Genomic DNA, 15,345 nt, shown 5'->3' on the forward strand with positions numbered 1-15,345 from the left:
CCCCCGATCCGGCGGCGGCGACGCCGGCCGGCGGCACAGCACGAAGGAGTGCGTGATGTCCACGACCAGCCCCACCTTCACCGAGCGGGACGTCTCCGAGTTCTTCGACGAGACCACCCAGACGTACCTCAGCTTCTGGGACAGCGAGGGCGTGCTGCACACCGGCTACTTCGCCGACGACGCCGACGCCGACTACCACGGCGCCGCCGACCGGACCTCGGACCTGCTCGCCACCGAGGCCGGCATCGACGCCGGTTCGACCGTGCTGGACGTGGGCTGCGGCTGCGGCAACTTCCTGCTCCGGCTCGCCGGGCAGACCGGCTGCCGGGGCGAGGGCCTGGACCTGAGCGCCGAGCGGGTCCGGTTCGCCCAGACCAAGCTCGCCGAGCGCCCGACGCCGGGGATCGCCTTCCGGCACGGGTCGGCCACCGCCCTGCCGTACTCCCCGGGCAGCTTCAGCCACGTGGTCAGCCAGGACGCGCTGTTCCTGGTGCCGGACAAGCCGCGCAGCCACGCCGAGATGCACCGGGTGCTCGCCCCCGGCGGGATCCTGGCGATCACCGACTTCCTCCAGCCGACCACCGAGATCGGCGAGGCCGCCCGCCGGCACGTCTACGACCGGGTGCGCTGGAGCAGCGGCTACTCCCTCGACGGGTACGCCGAGGCGCTGACCGAGGCCGGGTTCGAGGTGCTGGTCGCCCGCAGTCTCGACACGCACATCCGGCAGACGTACCGGGTGCTCGGCGAGACCGCCCGGCAGCGGGCCGCGTCCACCGACGACCCGGCCGCCCGGGAGTGGATCCTCGGCTTCGCCGCGTCCTGCGGGGAGATCCAGGCCGCCATCGACCGGGGCGAGTTCGGCTGGGGCATGTTCGTCGCCCGCAAGCCCGCCGCGCAGTGACCGGCGCCGGGCAGCGCCCCCGCCGTGCAGTGACCGTCCGACCCCGACCCGAGGTGTGAGGCCATGCAACGAACCGACGTCATCAAGCGGACGATCGCCGAGGTCGTCGAGGACCGCAAGAAGCAGCTCTCGCCGGGCCAGGTCTTCGCCGACGCCTTCGCCGAGCAGGGCTTCGACACCCGCGTCGAGTACGACGTCACCATCACCGATTCGCTGACCAGCTCCCGGCGCAAGCCGCGCTACCCGTCGCGGAACGTGCTGAAGGTGGTGGACCTGTCCCGGGACCCGCAGGAGTTCTACTGGCACGAGAGCCCGGCCCTCCCGGACGACCCGACGGTCGACGGCGCCGACCTGCGCCGGGAGGCGGCCAACCACTTCCACCGCTCCCCCATCCCGCCGCTGTTCACGACGAAGGCGTGGGTGCAGGTCCCGGACGGGCTGTGGGACGACCCGACGAGCTTCGCGGAGTTCATCAACTACCGCCTCGTCGTGCGGCTGGCCACCGCCGAGAACGTCACCATCCTGCGCGGCGAGGGCGGGTTGCTGACCATGCCGGACATCGCCCGGCTCACCGACCCGGGCCCGTTCGGCTCCACGATCCTGTCCGCCTGCAACGAGGTGGAGCAGAACGGCAGCACCGCCGACGGGCTGATCATCAACCCGGCGGACTACTACCGGCTGCTCGGCTCCGGCACGCTGATGCGCGACGTCGAGGAGAACGGCGTGTTCATCGTCCGGACCCGGCTGGTCGACCCGGGCACCGCGATCGTCGGCGACTTCGGCCACGGCGCGCTGCTGTTCGACGCCGGCCACTCGATGATCGGTTTCGCCGAGCCGCCGCCCGGCACGTTCGCCGAGCCCGGCCTGGCGCTGACCGCCGAGATCTACGAGCGGGTGGTGCTCAATCTGCCCACCTGCTTCTTCGTCGTGAGCGTGTAGGGCGCGGGCGATGTCGACGACGCCCGCGCCGCGCCCACCCGGCGACGAGCCCGACGTGCTGGTGGTCGGCGCGGGCATCGTCGGCCTGTTCTGCGCCTGGTTCCTGGCCCGCGACGGCCACCGGGTCACCGTCGTCGACCGGGGCGAGGTCGGCGACCCGGCGGCCTGCTCCTCGGGCAACACCGGCTTCGTCGGCACCCAGGGCTCCGCGCCGCTCGCGGAGCCCGGCGTGCCGGCCAAGGGGCTGCGCTACCTGCTGAACCCGGAGAGCCCGTTCCACATCCGGCCCCGCTGGGACCCGGCCCTGCTCGCCTGGCTGTGGCACTTCCGCCGGGTGTGCACCGAACACGACGCCCGGGCCGCCTTCGAGATCCTGCTGTCGCTCAAGCAGCGCAGCCTGGCCATCCTGCACGAGGTGTGCGCGGCGGGACCGCTCGCCGACACCCTCACCGCCCAGGGCATGCTGCTGGCCTGCAAGACCCCGGAGGGCTTCGCCCAGGCCCGCCGCTCGGTGCCGGCGGCGGTCGCCCGGGGGGTGCCGCTGCGGGTGCTCGAACCCGGCGAGCTGGCCCGCATCGAACCGGGCGTCGAGTTCGACGTGGCCGGGGCACTGCTCAACGCCGAGGGCGCCGCGCTGCGCATCCCGGCGTTCCTCGTCGAGTTCGCCCGGGTGCTGCGCGGCATGGGCGTGGACATCCGCACCCACACCGAGGTCCGCGACTTCGAAGTGGCCGGGGACCGGGTCCGGGCCGTGCGCACGAGCCGGGGGGACCTGCGCCCGGCCGAGGTGGTCATCGCCGCCGGCATCTGGTCCGTGGCCTGCGCCCGCAAGCTCGGCCTGGACCTGATGCTCCAGCCGGCGAAGGGCTACGCGGTCACCGTCGCCGCCCCGGAGAACCCGCCCCGGCTGCCGATCCTGCTCAGCGAGGGCAAGGTCGCCGTCATGCCGCTCGGCGACCGGCTGCGCCTCGCCGGCACCCTGGAGCTGACCGGGATGGACGTCTCCGTCTCCCCCCGTCGGGTCGACGGCATCGCGCGCACCGTCCGGTCGTACCTGCCGGGGCTGGACACCGACCGCCGGGTGCAGGTGTGGAGCGGGCTGCGCCCCTGCACCCCGGACAGCCTGCCCCTGCTCGGCCGCGCCGGGGCGTACCGGAACGTCTGTGTGGCCGCCGGGCACGGCCACATCGGGATGGGCCTGGCACCGGCCGGGGGGCGGCTGATCGCCCAGCTCGTCGGCGGCGTCCGCCCGGAACTGGACCTGGCCCCCTTCGCCGTGGACCGCTGGCGGCGCCGCTTCCCGCGCCGTCGCCCAACCCCTGGGAGTACGCGATGACAGACGACGCCCCGATCGGGGTGCTCTGCCTGGACACCTCGTTCGAGAAGATCCCCGGGCACATCCGCAACCCGGCCACCTTCGACTTCCCGGTGCGCTACCGGGTGGTCGAGGGCGCGACGCCGCAGCGCCTGGTCCGCGAGGCCGACCCGACGCTGCTGGAGCCGTTCATCGCGGCGGCCAAGGATCTGGAGGCCGCCGGGGTCGCCGGCATCACCGGCGCGTGCGGCTTCCTGGTGCTGTTCCAGGCCGAGCTGGCCGCCGCCGTGTCGGTGCCGCTGTGGTCGTCCAGCCTGGTCCAGCTCCCGATGGTGCACCGGATGGTCGGGCGGCCGGTCGGGCTGCTGGTCGCCGACGAGAACGCGCTGACCCCGCGCCACCTCGCCGCGATCGGCGCCGAGTCGGTGCCGGTGCGGGTCACCGGGATGGCCGGCCAGCCGGAGTTCCGCGAGGTGATGCTGGAGGGCCGCCGCGACGCCCTCGACGCCGACCGGCTCGGCCGGGAGGTGCTCGACCGCGTCGACCGGCTCGCCGAGGCCCACCCGGACCTCGGCGCGTTGGTCATCGAGTGCACGGACCTGGTGCCGTTCGCGCACGCGATCCAGGCCCGGCTGGGGCTGCCGGTCTTCGACATCGTCACCCTGACGACGATGCTGCACGCCACGCTCACCCGCCGCCCGTACCCCCGCCGCCCCTAACCCCCACCCCCGCACCCCGCACCTGCGCGCAGTTTCACGGAAAGAGTGGTCATTCCGGCCGGGACAGCCACTCTTTCCGTGAAAGAGCGGGCGAGCTGGGCGAGCGGGCGGGGGGCGAGCGGGCGGGCGAGGGCGGGCGGGCGCGGCGGGGTCAAGGCCCGTGCGCGGGGTCAGGCCTGGCGGGCGTACGGGGCGATCGGGTTGGCCAGGGTGCCGGCGAACTGGAGCGCCGCCGACGGGTCGGACAGGTCCACCATCTGCTCGTTGTTGCGCAGTTGGAGCCGGTTGAGGCAGGAGTGCGTGAACTCCGGGGCGAACAGGTCGTAGCGGCGCAGCCGGTCGGCCAGGTGCGGGACGCGGTCGGCGTAGTCGTGCGCGCAGTCCGCGACCGCCCGCCAGAACTCCTCCTCGGTGAGCAGCCCCGCGTCGGTGAACACGACGTTGAGGTGGCGCAGGAAGCAGGAGAACACGTCGGTGAAGATCGACAGCAGCTTCTCGTCGTCGGGGATGTCGGCCCGGACCCGGTGCACCGCCTCGGGCAGGTCGGCGTCCGGGTCCATCACCACGATCTCCTCGGCGATGTCCTTGAAGATCGCCCGTTCCACCGCCCCGTCGCGCAGCACCAGGATGACGTTCTCGCCGTGCGGCATGAACGCCAGGTCGTACGCGTAGAGGGAGTGCAGCAGCGGGACGAGGTACGCGTCGAGGTACCGGCGCAGCCAGACCCCGGCGGGCAGGCCCGACTCGGCGACCAGGGCGGCGGCGAACGACCCGCCGGTCGAGTCGACGTGCAGCAGCGACGCCATGGTGGCCAGCCGCCGCCCCGGCTCCAGACCGGGGACGGGGCTCTCCCGCCACAGCGCCGCCAGCATCTTCCGGTACGGGGAGTACCGGTCGGTGGCCGCCTCGAACCGGCGGTTGCGGTACCCGATCGCGGCCCGCTCCCGGATGATCGTCAGCCCGGTGGCCCGGAGCACCTCGTCGCGCTCGATCAGGTCGGCGAGCCAGTCGTTGATGGCCGGGGTGGCCTCCATGTACGCCGCCGACAGTCCTCGGATGAAGCCCATGTTCAGCACGGACAGCGCGGTCTTGACGTAGTGCCGTTCGGGGCGGGTGACGTTGAAGAAGGTGCGCACGGACTGTTGGGGAAGGTACTCGTCCGGGCCGGGGCCGACCAGGACGAGGCGGCGCTCGGCCACGTCGGCGGCGAAGGTGACGGCGAGCCGGTTCCACCACTGCCACGGGTGCACGGGGATGAACAGGTAGTCGGCCGGGTCGAGGCCGAGCCCGGTCAGCGTGGCGGCGAAGCCGGCCAGCGCGTCCTCGCCCAGCTCGTCGCGCAGCAGGGCGTCGGCGTCGGTGTCGGTGGAGCAGGTGAAGGTGGTGTGGTCGCGGTGCGCGGCCAGCCAGAGCAGCCGCACCGGCCGGCCGACCTCCGGGGCGTACCGGTGGTATTCGTCGATGCCGAAGCCGATCCGGCCGTTGTTGGCGACGAAGCCCGGGTGGCCCTCGGTCATCCGGGTCTCGATGGTCTGGAAGTCGGCGCGGGCCAGCTCGGCGGCGTCGATCTCCGGCCGGTCCAGCTTGTACGCCCACCCGGCCAGGGTGGAGGTGATCTCCTCCAGGTACACCGGCAGCACCCGGTCGGTAAGCCCGAGCGCGCCGCGCAGCTCCACGCACAGGTCGAGGGCGTCCAGGGGCAGCTCCGCGCCGTCGCGACGGCGGGTGATGCTGTCCGGGTCGATCCGCCAGTGGTCGAGGGCGAGCCGGCGGGCGGCGAACCGGTAGGTCACGGCGCCGTCGTCGCTGGCCACCTCGTACTCGGCCGGCTCGCCGGGGGCGGGGGCGTCGCCGACCGGCTCGGGGGTGAGCAGCCGCTCGTGGGCGAACTCGGCGAGCGCCTTGCGGACCAGCAGCCGGTTGGCGCGCGCCCAGGTGTCGGGGGTGAGGTGGGCGACGGCGTCCTGGGGGTCCACGGTGGTCGGTCCTTCGCTGCTGGTCGGGGTCGGGCCGGTGGCGGCGGCGAACTGGGCGCGGGTGCAGAAGCTGAGCAGGCCGGTCTTGCCGGGCAGCTCCACGGTTCCGGCCGGCACGAAGCCGACGGCGGCGTTGAGCGCCTGCACGGCGGTGTTGCGCACGTCCGGCTCGACCACCACCCGGCGGTGCGCCGGGTCGGCGAACAGCCAGTCCATCACGGTGGTGATGACGGCCCGGGTGAAGCCGGAGACCGGGGCGTCGACGGGCGCGCAGAGGAAGTGCATGCCAACGTCCCCGGGGCGGGCCGGGTAGCGGCCGGCCAGCTCGACCCGCGCCGGGTCGTACCGCTCGACGAGGAAGGCCGGCTCACCCCGCCACAGCCCGACGAACGCGTCGTGGTGCTCGTCGGCGGCGATGCGCGCGTACTCGGCGGCGACCCGGGCCACGTCGGCGTCGGCCATCAGCCAGAACGCGGCCTTCGGGTGGGTCACCCAGGAGTGCAGCAGCGCGGCGTCGGCGACCGGGTCGAGGGTACGCAGGGTGAAGTCACCCAGCCGGGGGTCGGTGCGGGTGTGCACGACCTCGGTCACGCACCCACCCCCGCCGACACGCCGAACTCCTGGAACGCGATCCGCCGCTCGACCGGGTAGTGCTCGCGGCCGAGCAGCCCCCGGATGATCACGGCGTTGCGGTACGGGCCCATGCCCAGGTCGGGCGAGGTGACGCTGTGGGTGTGGGTGCCGGCGTTCTGGAGGAACACCCGGCCGGCGTGGTCGACGCTGTAGTCGCGGGCCACGTCGAACCGGCCGTGGGTGTCGAAGCGCAGCAGGTGACGCACCGGGTCGAGGAAGTCCGGCACCGCGTAGCGGTACCCGGTGGCCAGCACCAGGCCCTGGGTGGCCAGGGAGAACTCGCCCTCCTGCTCGACGTGGCGCAGCCCGAGGGTGTACTCGCCGGCGGCCGGGTCGTGCCGGGCCCTGGCCACCTCGGTGTTGGTGAGCAGCCGGGTGTCCACCGGCCCGTGCACGCTCTTGGCGTAGAGCAGGTCGTAGATCTCGTTGATCAGGTCGGCGTCGATGCCCTTGAACAGCCCCTTCTGCTCGGCCTCCAGCCGGTAGCGGGTGGGCTCGGGCAGGGCGTGGAAGTAGTCGACGTAGTCGGGGGAGGTCATCTCCAGGGTGAGCTTGGTGTATTCCAGGGGGAAGAACCGGGGCGAGCGGGTAACCCAGTTCAGCCGGTAGCCGTACGTGTCGATGTCGCCGAGCAGGTCGTGGTAGATCTCGGCGGCGCTCTGCCCGGAGCCGACCACGGTGACGCTGTTCTTCTCCCGCAGGGCGGCCCGGTTCTCCAGGTACGCCGAGGAGTGCACCACGTCGCCGTCGAGCCCGGCGCAGGCGGCGGGGACGTGCGGCGGGGTGCCGGTGCCGAGCACCAGGTGCCGGGCCCGGTGGGTGACGGTCTCCCCGGTGGCGGTGACGGTCACGTGCACGGTGAACAGGTCGTCGGCCTCGTCGTGGGTGACGGCGGTGACCCGGTGGCCGAAGCGCACCCCGGCCAACTTCGCCGCCGCCCACCGGCAGTACGCGTTGTACTCGCTGCGCAGCGGGTGGAAGCGCTCGCGGATGTAGAACTGGTACAGCCGCCCGGACTCCTTGAGCCAGTTCAGGAAGGAGTACGGCGAGGTGGGGTCGGCGAGGGTGACCAGGTCGGCCAGGAACGGGGTCTGCAACCGGACGGTCTCCAGCAGCATCCCGGGGTGCCAGTCGAACGAGTCCCGGGCCTCCAGGAACAGGCAGTCCAGGTCGGTCAGCGGCTCGGTGAGGCAGGCCAGGCCCAGGTTGTACGGGCCGAGCCCGACGGCGATGACGTCGTGGGTGGACATGGGTTCGCTTTCTGCGCGGGGGCGGGGGGCGGGCACGTTCGCGGTCAGCCGACGGGGCAGGGGATACCGGCGGTGGCCCGCTCGTGCACGTACCGGCCGGCGTGCTCGGCGATGAGGTCGACGACGTGCGCCACGTCGTCCAGCGTGGTCTCGGGGTTGAGCAGGGTGAACTTCAGGTACTGCCGGCCGTCGACCTTGGTGCCGGCGACGACGGCCGCGCCGGAGGCGGCGAGGGCCCGGCGGGCGTACCGGTTGGCGTCGTCGGCCAGCACGTCCGCCGACCCGGTGGGCAGGTAGCGGAACACCACGGTGCTCAGCGCGGACCGGGTGACCACCTCGAAGCGGGGGTCGCCGGCGAGCAGCCGCCACGCCCCGTCGGCCCGGTCGATCACCTCGTCGAAGAGCGCGCCGACCGCGTCGGGGCCCATCATCCGCAGGGTGAGCCAGAGCTTCAGCGCGTCGAACCGGCGGGTGGTCTGGAGGCTCTTGTCGACCTGGTTTGGCAGCTGCTCCCCCGTCGCCCGGGGGGCCGGGTTGAGGTAGTCGGCGTGGTAGGTGGCGTGCCGCAGCGCCTCGCCGTCGCGGACCAGCAGGGCGCTGGAGGAGACCGGCTGGAAGAACGACTTGTGGTAGTCGACGGTCACCGAGTCGGCGCGTTCGATGCCGGCGAGCAGGTGCCGCCGGGTGGGCGAGACCAGCAGCCCGCAGCCGTACGCGGCGTCGACGTGCAGCCGCACCCCGGCGGCGGCGCACCGGTCGGCGATGGCGTCGAGGGGGTCGATGGAGCCGAAGTCGGTGGTGCCGGCGGTGGCGACGACCGCCATCACGGTGAGCCCGTCGGCGTGGCAGCGGGCCAGCTCCGCGTGCAGGGCGTCGGGGCACATCCGGCGGTCGGCGTCGGTGGGCAGGGCGATCACCGCGCCGGTGTCGAGGCCGAGCAGGCCGGCCGACTTCTGCACGCTGAAGTGGCCGGCGCCGGAGGCGATCACCCGCAGCCGGGGCAGCAGCTCACGGCGGGGCGTCGCGCTGCGGGCGCACGCCTCCTCCCGGGCCAGCAGCAGCGCCTGGAGGTTGGACAGGGTGCCACCGCTGGTGAACACGCCGTCGGCGGCGGGGCCGAGGCCGATCCGCTGGGCCGTCCAGTCGATCAGGCGGCGCTCGATGAGGGTGCCGCCGGCGCTCTGGTCCCAGGTGTCCAGGGAGGAGTTCACGGCGGTGAGCACGGCCTCGCCGAGCAGCGCGGGGATCACCACCGGGCAGTTGAGGTGGGCCAGGTAGCGGGGGTGGTGGAAGTAGACCGCGTCGCGCAGGTACACGTCCTCCAGCTCGTCGAGGGCGGCGGCCGGGTCGGCGAGCGGGCGGTCCAGGTCGACGGCGGCGACGGTCGGGGCGAGCGCGGCCGGGGTGACGCCGGTGAACGGGCGGTCCGTGTTGGCGATCCGGGCGCTGACCCGGTCGATCCCGTCGGCCAGCACCCGCCGGTACTGCTCGGCGGTGCCGTTGGTCAACAGGTGGGCGCGGGGGCCCGCCGGAGTGCCGGTGGCGGGCGGCACGTCCGGAGCGGGACGACCCGGGATGCTCATGCGGTTCCTCGACGGTCGGTGGGACTCGGGGCCGGCGGTGGGGCGGGGGCGGCCGGTGACCCCGGCGGGCGGGACGCTCGCGGCCACGGCCGGGCGGCCGGTGACCCCGGCAGACGGGGCGCTCACGGCCACGGTCAGGCCGCCGCGGCGGCGGGGGCCTCGCCGCGCAGGGTGTCCTCGGACACGCCGCACCGCCAGTAGCCGGCGAAGGTCACCCGGCGGCGGTCGGTGCCGCGCTCCTGCACGAGGTGGCGGCGCAGGCCACGAACCGTGGCGGACTCTCCGGCGAGCCACGCGTACGGGACGACGCCGGGCAGCCGGGCCGCGCGGACGGCGTCGCGCAGCAGGCCGGAGCCGGGCGGGGTGGTGCCCCGGACCAGCCAGGTCACCTCGACCCCGGGCGGGGCGGGCAGGTCCTGGATGTCGGCGACGTGCGGCACCTCGATCCAGGCGCGGGCGCGGGTCCCGGCGGGTAGCCACTCCAGGATGGCGCCGACGGCCGGCAGCGCGGTCTCGTCGGCGGCGAGCAGCATCCAGTCGGCGTCGACGGGCGGCCGGAAGCAGACGGCGCGGTTGTCGGCGACGGCCGGGCCGAGCAGCAGCACCTGGTCGCCGGGGCGCGCCCGGCCGGCCCACCGGGAGGCGGGGCCGGTGTCGCCGTGGTCGGCGAAGTCGATGTCGACCTCGCCGACCTCGGGGCGCTGGGCGCGGACGGTGAACGAGCGCATCACCGCACGGACGGCCGGGTCGAGGGCCCGCCACCGACCGAACCAGTCGTCGCCGGCATCGACCGGCACCACGGGGGCGCTCTGGCCGGGGTGGGGCAGGAAGAGGTTGACGCTCTGGTCGCGCCCGCCGCCGGCGAAGGCGGTGAGCTGCGGGCCGCCGAGGGTGATCCGGGTCATGGTCGGGCCGAGGCGGCGGGTGCGCACGACCCCCGCCTCGTAGAACCGGAACCGGGTGGCGACCGGGTCGAGGGTGACGCTGGCCAACTCAGCTCACCTTCTTGGCGGAGGCGATCGCCTTGGCGAGGCTCTCCAGCAGCGGGGCCGCGCCGGCGTACGAGAAGCGCGGCACGGCGTCCCACGGGGTGACCTGGTTGGCCTTGACCGCCGGGAGCTGGGCCCAGGTGGGCTTCTTGGCCATGTCGGCCGGTTGCAGGGCGGTGGCGCGGTTGTCCAGCAGGATCAGGTCGGCCGGGAACTTGCCGGCGTTCTCCCAGCTCAGGCTCTCGAAGTAGTCGCCCTGCTCCAGCTTGGTCGGCACCACGATGTCGACGCCCAGCTCGGCGAAGTACATCAGGTCGGTGCTGACCTTCGGGTTGGAGGCGTAGAACAGGTCGGGGCTGCCGGACGCCGCGAGCACCTTGATGCCGGGGTTGGCCTTGACCGCCTGCCGGACGGACTCGGCGGCGGCCTCGAACCGGGCCTTGGCGTCGGTGACCTTCTTCGCCTTCAGGTCGGCGCCGAGGGACGCGGCCAGCTCGGCGTACCGCTCGATCGGGCGGTTCATCGGCACCCTGGCGGTCTTGATCGCGACGGTGGGGGCCAGACCGAGGATCTTGTCGCGGCTCTCGTCGGGGACGTACCAGAAGGCGCCCGGGTCGTACATGTGGGTGACCAGCAGCTCGGGGTTGAGCGCGGCGTACTTCTCGATGCTGAACTCGCCCCAGACGTTGCCGAGCACGGCCACCTTGCCCACGTCGAGGTCGCCGGCCTGCGGCTCCTTCGACCCGTCGGCGCGGGTGGTCTCGCCGAAGACCCCGACGATCTGGGCGTCGAGTCCGAAGTCGACCAGTGCGGCGGCGACGCCGGTGAAGGCGACGACGCGCTTCGGGGTCGCGTCCCGGGCGACCTTCTCGGGCCGGTCGTCGGTGAACGACCAGGGGCCGCTGCCGGCGGCCGGCGAGGAGGTTTCGTCGTCCTTGCCGCCGCAGCCGCCGAGCAGGGCGCCGAGGGCGAGCGCGCCGCCGGCGGAGAGCAGTCCGCGGCGGGTCAGACGCGGACGGGACACGGGTACGGGCATGACAACTTCTTTCCACTCCGGGGTGGTCTGATGACCAAGTGCGAGGTTAAGTTACCCTAACCTAAGTCCTTGTCAACAGCGTCGCCGGTCGATTCCTACCCACACAGGAGCTTGCACTGTCCGTCATCGACTCGTCGCCGACCGCCCTCGCTCCACCGGCGACGCCCCCACCCCCGCCGCCCCGCCGCGGCCGGCCCGCAGCCCGCCTGGCCGGGCTGCTGGCCGCTTTTCTGCTGCTGGCGGCCGTGGCCACGATCAGCCTGGCGGTCGGCGCGAAGCAGCTCACCCTCGCCGAGGCCTGGCAGGGGCTGTGGGACTCCGACTCCCCCGCGCACGCCGTGGTGCGGCAGATGCGGCTGCCGCGCACCCTGCTCGGCCTGATCGCCGGCGCGGCGCTCGGGGTGGCGGGCGCGATCATGCAGGCGGTCACCCGCAACCCCCTCGCCGACCCCGGGCTGCTCGGCATCAACGCCGGCGCGTCGGCGGCCGTGGCCACCGCCGCCGCGTTCCTCGGCGTCACGGGCGTCGACGGGTACGTCTGGTTCGCCCTGGCCGGCGCGGGGGCCGTCACCGCCCTCGTGTACGCCGTCGGCGGCGGCCGGGGCGCCACCCCGGCCCGGCTGGCCCTCGCGGGGGCCGCGCTCAACGCGGCCCTCTACTCGTACGTCAGCGCGGTGATGCTCCTCGATGCGGCCTCGCTGGAGAAGATGCGGTTCTGGACCGTCGGCTCGCTGGCCAGCGCCGACCTGGCGACCGTGGTCCGGGTGCTGCCGTTCGCGGCGGTGGGGCTGGTGATCGCCCTCGCCACGGCCCGGCCGCTCAACGCCCTCGCCCTCGGCGACGACCAGGCGCGGGCCCTGGGCGCCCGGCCCGCCGCGACCCGGGCGGCCGTCGTCGTGGCGGTGACTCTGCTCTGCGGCGCCGCGACGGCTGCCTGCGGGCCGCTGGTCTTCGTCGGGCTGCTCGTGCCGCACCTGGTCCGCACCCTGACCGGGCCGGATCTGCGCTGGTTGCTGCCGGCCTGCGCGCTGCTGGCCCCGGTGCTGCTGCTCGGCGCCGACGTGGCCGGCCGGGTGCTCGGCCGCCCCGGCGAGATCCAGGTGGGCATCATGACCGCCGTGCTCGGCGGCCCGCTCTTCCTGCACCTGGTCACCCGGACCCGGGCGGTGCGGTCGTGACCGTCGTACGGGTACGCCACTGGTCGGTGCGGTTCCGGGCCCGGGCCCTGCTCGTCGGCCTCGGCTGCGCGCTGGCTGCCCTGGCCCTGGGCGTGCTGTCGATCGGCGGCGGCGACTACCCGATCGGCCCCGCCGACGTGCTGCGCACCCTCACCGGGGGCGGCACCCCGGCCGAGGACTTCATCATCGGCGAGCTGCGGCTGCCCCGGCTGGTCACCGCCCTGCTGGTCGGGGCCGCCCTCGCGCTGGGCGGCGCGGTGTTGCAGGCCCTCGTGCGCAACCCGCTCGGCAGCCCCGACATCCTCGGCGTCACCCAGGGCGCGGCCACCGGCGCCCTCGTCGTGGTGGTGGTCGGCGGCAGCACCCTCGCCCTGGCCGGCGCGGCCGTGGTCGGCGGCCTGGCCACGGGGCTGCTGCTGTGGGCGGTGGCCTGGGCGCGCGGCGCGCACGGCCACCGGCTGATCCTCGCCGGCATCGGCGTCGCCGCGATCCTCACCGGCGTCAACGGCTGGCTGCTGACCCGCGCGCAGCTCATGGACGCCGCCCGCGCCGTGCTCTGGCTCACCGGCAGCCTCGACGGGCGTGGCTGGGCGCAGGCCGTCCCGCTCGCCGTCACCCTGGCGGTGCTGGTCCCGGTGGTGCTGTTCGGTTGCGGGCCGGCGCTGCGGATGACCGAGCTGGGCGACGACACCTCCGCCGCGCTCGGCGTACCGGTGCGGGCTCTGCGCACGGTGCTGCTGGTCGCGGCGGTGCTGCTGGTCTCCGTCGCCGCCGCCGCGGCCGGGCCGGTCAACTTCGTCGCGCTCACCGCGCCGCACCTGACCCGCCGGCTGACCCGCGCGCCCGGGCCGAACCTGGCCGCCGCCATGGCGCTCGGCGCGGCGATGCTGGTCGCCGCCGACCTGGTCGCCCAGCGCGCCTTCACCGGGCACCAGCTCCCCGTCGGCGTGATCACGGGCGCGCTCGGCGGCGGCTACCTGGTGTGGCTGCTGGCCACCGAACGCAAGGCAGGCCGGCTGTGACCGGCGACCTGAAGACTGGAGCACCCCTGATGCAGCCCGGCACCCCCCGGCTCAGCGGCGACGGCCTGACCCTCGCGTACGACAAGCGGACCATCACCGAGCGGCTCAGCGTCGCCGTACCCGACCGGTCGTTCACCGTCGTCATCGGGCCGAACGCCTGCGGCAAGTCCACCCTGCTGCGCGCCCTGGCCCGGATGCTGCGGCCGGCCGCCGGCACGGTGCTGCTCGACGGGCGGGACATCCACGCCCAGCCGGCCCGCCGGGTCGCCCGCACCCTCGGGCTGCTGCCGCAGTCGTCCATCGCCCCCGACGGCATCACGGTCGCCGAGTTGGTGGCCCGGGGCCGGTACCCGCACCAGGGCCTGCTGCGGCAGTGGTCCCGCGACGACGAGCGGGTGGTCGACGAGTCGATGGCCGCCACCGGCGTGGCCGACCTCGCGGACCGGCTGGTCGACGAGCTGTCCGGCGGGCAGCGGCAGCGGGTGTGGATCGCCATGGCCCTGGCCCAGCAGACCGAGCTGCTGCTGCTCGACGAGCCGACCACGTTCCTCGACATCGCCCACCAGATCGAGGTGCTCGACCTGTGCGCGAGCCTGCACGAGGAGCAGGGGCGCACGCTGGTCGCGGTGCTGCACGACCTCAACCAGGCCGCCCGGTACGCCACTCACCTGATCGCGATGCGCGACGGTGCCGTGGTGGCCGCCGGGGCGCCCCGGGAGATCGTCACCGCCGAGCTGGTGGAGCGGGTGTTCGGGCTGCCCTGCCGGGTCATCGACGACCCGGAGACGGGCGGCCCGCTGGTCGTCCCCGCCGCGCGGCGGCCGTCGGCGGTACGCCGCTGAGCAGAGACAGCCGGACGCCGACACTCGACCCTCCCAAACGGTCAGTTAGGTTGCCTGCATGGATCCCTGCCTGCACTTGGCCCTGCTTGAGGCCGACTATCTCAACGACGCGGTCGCCAAGATCCGCGAACGTTCGGCCGAGGAGCTCAAAGCCCGGTATGCCGAGGTGCTCGCGTTGGAAGTCTTGGCGGGTGCAGATCAGGCGTCCTGGACCGACGAGGCGGATCTGTGGGACGCGCTGCCGGACGGCGCCGACGGCACGATCCGGTCGCTGACCGGCATCGAGGGCTTTCCGGAAGTGAACAACCTGTACCTGCGCGAGTCCGAGGTCAGTGATCTCGGACCGCTCACCGCGCTGCCCGCGCTGGAACTGCTGTGGGTCGGTGTGCCGCCGGACGCGGACCTGACCCCGCTGCTGGCCTGCGATCGGCTCAAGCGGGTGCACATCGGCTGTGCGGCCGTGCTGCACCCAGCGGGCCACGAGGTGCTCGCGGCGCTGGCCGCGCGCGGAGTCCAGGTGGACAACTTCCTGCCAGACCCGGTCAAGGCGGCGGCGCCATTCAGTGATCCGATCCTGAAGCTGGCAGTGCTCGACAGATTGATGGGCTCGGTCGAGCTGCCGCCGACGTACTTCTTCGACGAGTTCGAGTTCGACGAAGGCAACCTGGCCCGGCTGATGACGGTCGTGATACCCCAGGCGGCGCTCGACACCGTCGAATCCCTCAGCTGGCTCGGGGGTGGGCACCTCACGGCGCACATGGTGTGGCAGCAGTGGGACGGCGAGTCCGACGAGTTCCGCATCCGATCGCTGGCAGGCGTAGAGGCGCTGCGCAACCTGCGCGAGCTGAAAATCACCCCGCTCGCCGTACTGCCCGAGCACCAGATCGCGCAGCTGCGCGCGCGTGGCGTCACGGTCAGCGAGGCGGACTGAAGCAGCGAGGCGGGCAGCGCCGGGCGTTGCC

Annotated in this window: 13 protein-coding genes; 8 read left to right on the forward strand and 5 right to left on the reverse strand. The window is 73.8% G+C overall.

All coding sequences use genetic code 11. From position 1 onward, the window contains the following. The first annotated feature begins 55 nt into the window (after nucleotides 1-55). The 4 genes from ACFYZF_RS10000 (at nucleotide 56) to ACFYZF_RS10015 (ending at nucleotide 3,874) form a co-directional block, all read left to right on the forward strand. The gene (locus tag ACFYZF_RS10000) at nucleotides 56-901 is read left to right on the forward strand and encodes a class I SAM-dependent methyltransferase (protein WP_387017796.1); all 846 of its coding nucleotides are present in this window, start codon (nucleotides 56-58) and stop codon (nucleotides 899-901) included. A 63-nt stretch (nucleotides 902-964) separates the two neighbouring features. Further along, complete coding sequence (locus ACFYZF_RS10005) at nucleotides 965-1,840, forward strand: family 3 encapsulin nanocompartment shell protein (RefSeq protein WP_387017799.1); 876 nt, start codon at nucleotides 965-967, stop codon at nucleotides 1,838-1,840. Nucleotides 1,841-1,850: 10 nt separating this feature from the next. Beyond that, nucleotides 1,851-3,176: an NAD(P)/FAD-dependent oxidoreductase gene (locus ACFYZF_RS10010; RefSeq protein ID WP_387017801.1), complete on the forward strand. Its 1,326-nt coding sequence runs from the start codon at nucleotides 1,851-1,853 to the stop codon at nucleotides 3,174-3,176. Beyond that, the gene (locus ACFYZF_RS10015; RefSeq protein ID WP_387017804.1) at nucleotides 3,173-3,874 is read left to right on the forward strand and encodes an aspartate/glutamate racemase family protein; all 702 of its coding nucleotides are present in this window, start codon (nucleotides 3,173-3,175) and stop codon (nucleotides 3,872-3,874) included. Before ACFYZF_RS10010 ends, ACFYZF_RS10015 begins: the two co-directional genes overlap by 4 nt. Before the next feature lie 170 nt (nucleotides 3,875-4,044). Here ACFYZF_RS10015 and ACFYZF_RS10020 read toward each other — a convergent pair whose 3' ends face one another. The 5 genes from ACFYZF_RS10020 to ACFYZF_RS10040 all read right to left on the reverse strand — a co-directional run bounded on the left by ACFYZF_RS10020 (nucleotide 4,045) and on the right by ACFYZF_RS10040 (nucleotide 11,341). Continuing rightward, on the reverse strand, nucleotides 4,045-6,441 hold the full coding sequence (locus ACFYZF_RS10020) for a GNAT family N-acetyltransferase (protein WP_387017807.1): 2,397 nt from the start codon (nucleotides 6,439-6,441) through the stop codon (nucleotides 4,045-4,047). Further along, a complete protein-coding gene (locus ACFYZF_RS10025) occupies nucleotides 6,438-7,733 on the reverse strand; it encodes a lysine N(6)-hydroxylase/L-ornithine N(5)-oxygenase family protein (protein ID WP_387017808.1) in 1,296 nt (431 codons plus the stop codon). The genes ACFYZF_RS10020 and ACFYZF_RS10025 overlap by 4 nt, the downstream gene beginning before the upstream one ends. A 44-nt stretch (nucleotides 7,734-7,777) precedes the next feature. Then, nucleotides 7,778-9,316 (reverse strand): pyridoxal phosphate-dependent decarboxylase family protein, encoded by a 1,539-nt coding sequence (locus ACFYZF_RS10030; protein ID WP_387017810.1) that lies wholly within the window; start codon nucleotides 9,314-9,316, stop codon nucleotides 7,778-7,780. 134 nt (nucleotides 9,317-9,450) lie between these two features. Further along, entirely contained in the window at nucleotides 9,451-10,308 is an 858-nt protein-coding gene (locus ACFYZF_RS10035) for a siderophore-interacting protein (RefSeq protein WP_387017812.1), read from the reverse strand. Nucleotide 10,309: 1 nt separating this feature from the next. Beyond that, nucleotides 10,310-11,341: an ABC transporter substrate-binding protein gene (locus ACFYZF_RS10040; protein WP_387017815.1), complete on the reverse strand. Its 1,032-nt coding sequence runs from the start codon at nucleotides 11,339-11,341 to the stop codon at nucleotides 10,310-10,312. Between the two features lie 116 nt (nucleotides 11,342-11,457). Between ACFYZF_RS10040 and ACFYZF_RS10045 the strand changes: the two genes are divergently transcribed. From ACFYZF_RS10045 to ACFYZF_RS10060, 4 genes are read left to right on the forward strand one after another with little or no spacing between them, the layout of a single operon-like run. Continuing rightward, nucleotides 11,458-12,519: a FecCD family ABC transporter permease gene (locus tag ACFYZF_RS10045; RefSeq protein WP_387018408.1), complete on the forward strand. Its 1,062-nt coding sequence runs from the start codon at nucleotides 11,458-11,460 to the stop codon at nucleotides 12,517-12,519. Further along, nucleotides 12,516-13,541 (forward strand): FecCD family ABC transporter permease, encoded by a 1,026-nt coding sequence (locus ACFYZF_RS10050; protein WP_387017818.1) that lies wholly within the window; start codon nucleotides 12,516-12,518, stop codon nucleotides 13,539-13,541. Before ACFYZF_RS10045 ends, ACFYZF_RS10050 begins: the two co-directional genes overlap by 4 nt. Nucleotides 13,542-13,570: 29 nt before the next feature. Beyond that, nucleotides 13,571-14,383, forward strand: a complete 813-nt coding sequence (locus ACFYZF_RS10055; RefSeq protein WP_387017821.1) for an ABC transporter ATP-binding protein — start codon at nucleotides 13,571-13,573, stop codon at nucleotides 14,381-14,383. 58 nt (nucleotides 14,384-14,441) lie between these two features. After that, nucleotides 14,442-15,314 carry a DUF6892 domain-containing protein gene (locus ACFYZF_RS10060; protein ID WP_387017822.1) on the forward strand — a complete coding sequence of 291 codons (873 nt, stop codon included), beginning with the start codon at nucleotides 14,442-14,444 and terminating at the stop codon, nucleotides 15,312-15,314. Nucleotides 15,315-15,345: the final 31 nt, after the last annotated feature.

This window comes from Micromonospora sp. NPDC001898, from assembly GCF_042891255.1.
Classification (GTDB): domain Bacteria; phylum Actinomycetota; class Actinomycetes; order Mycobacteriales; family Micromonosporaceae; genus Micromonospora.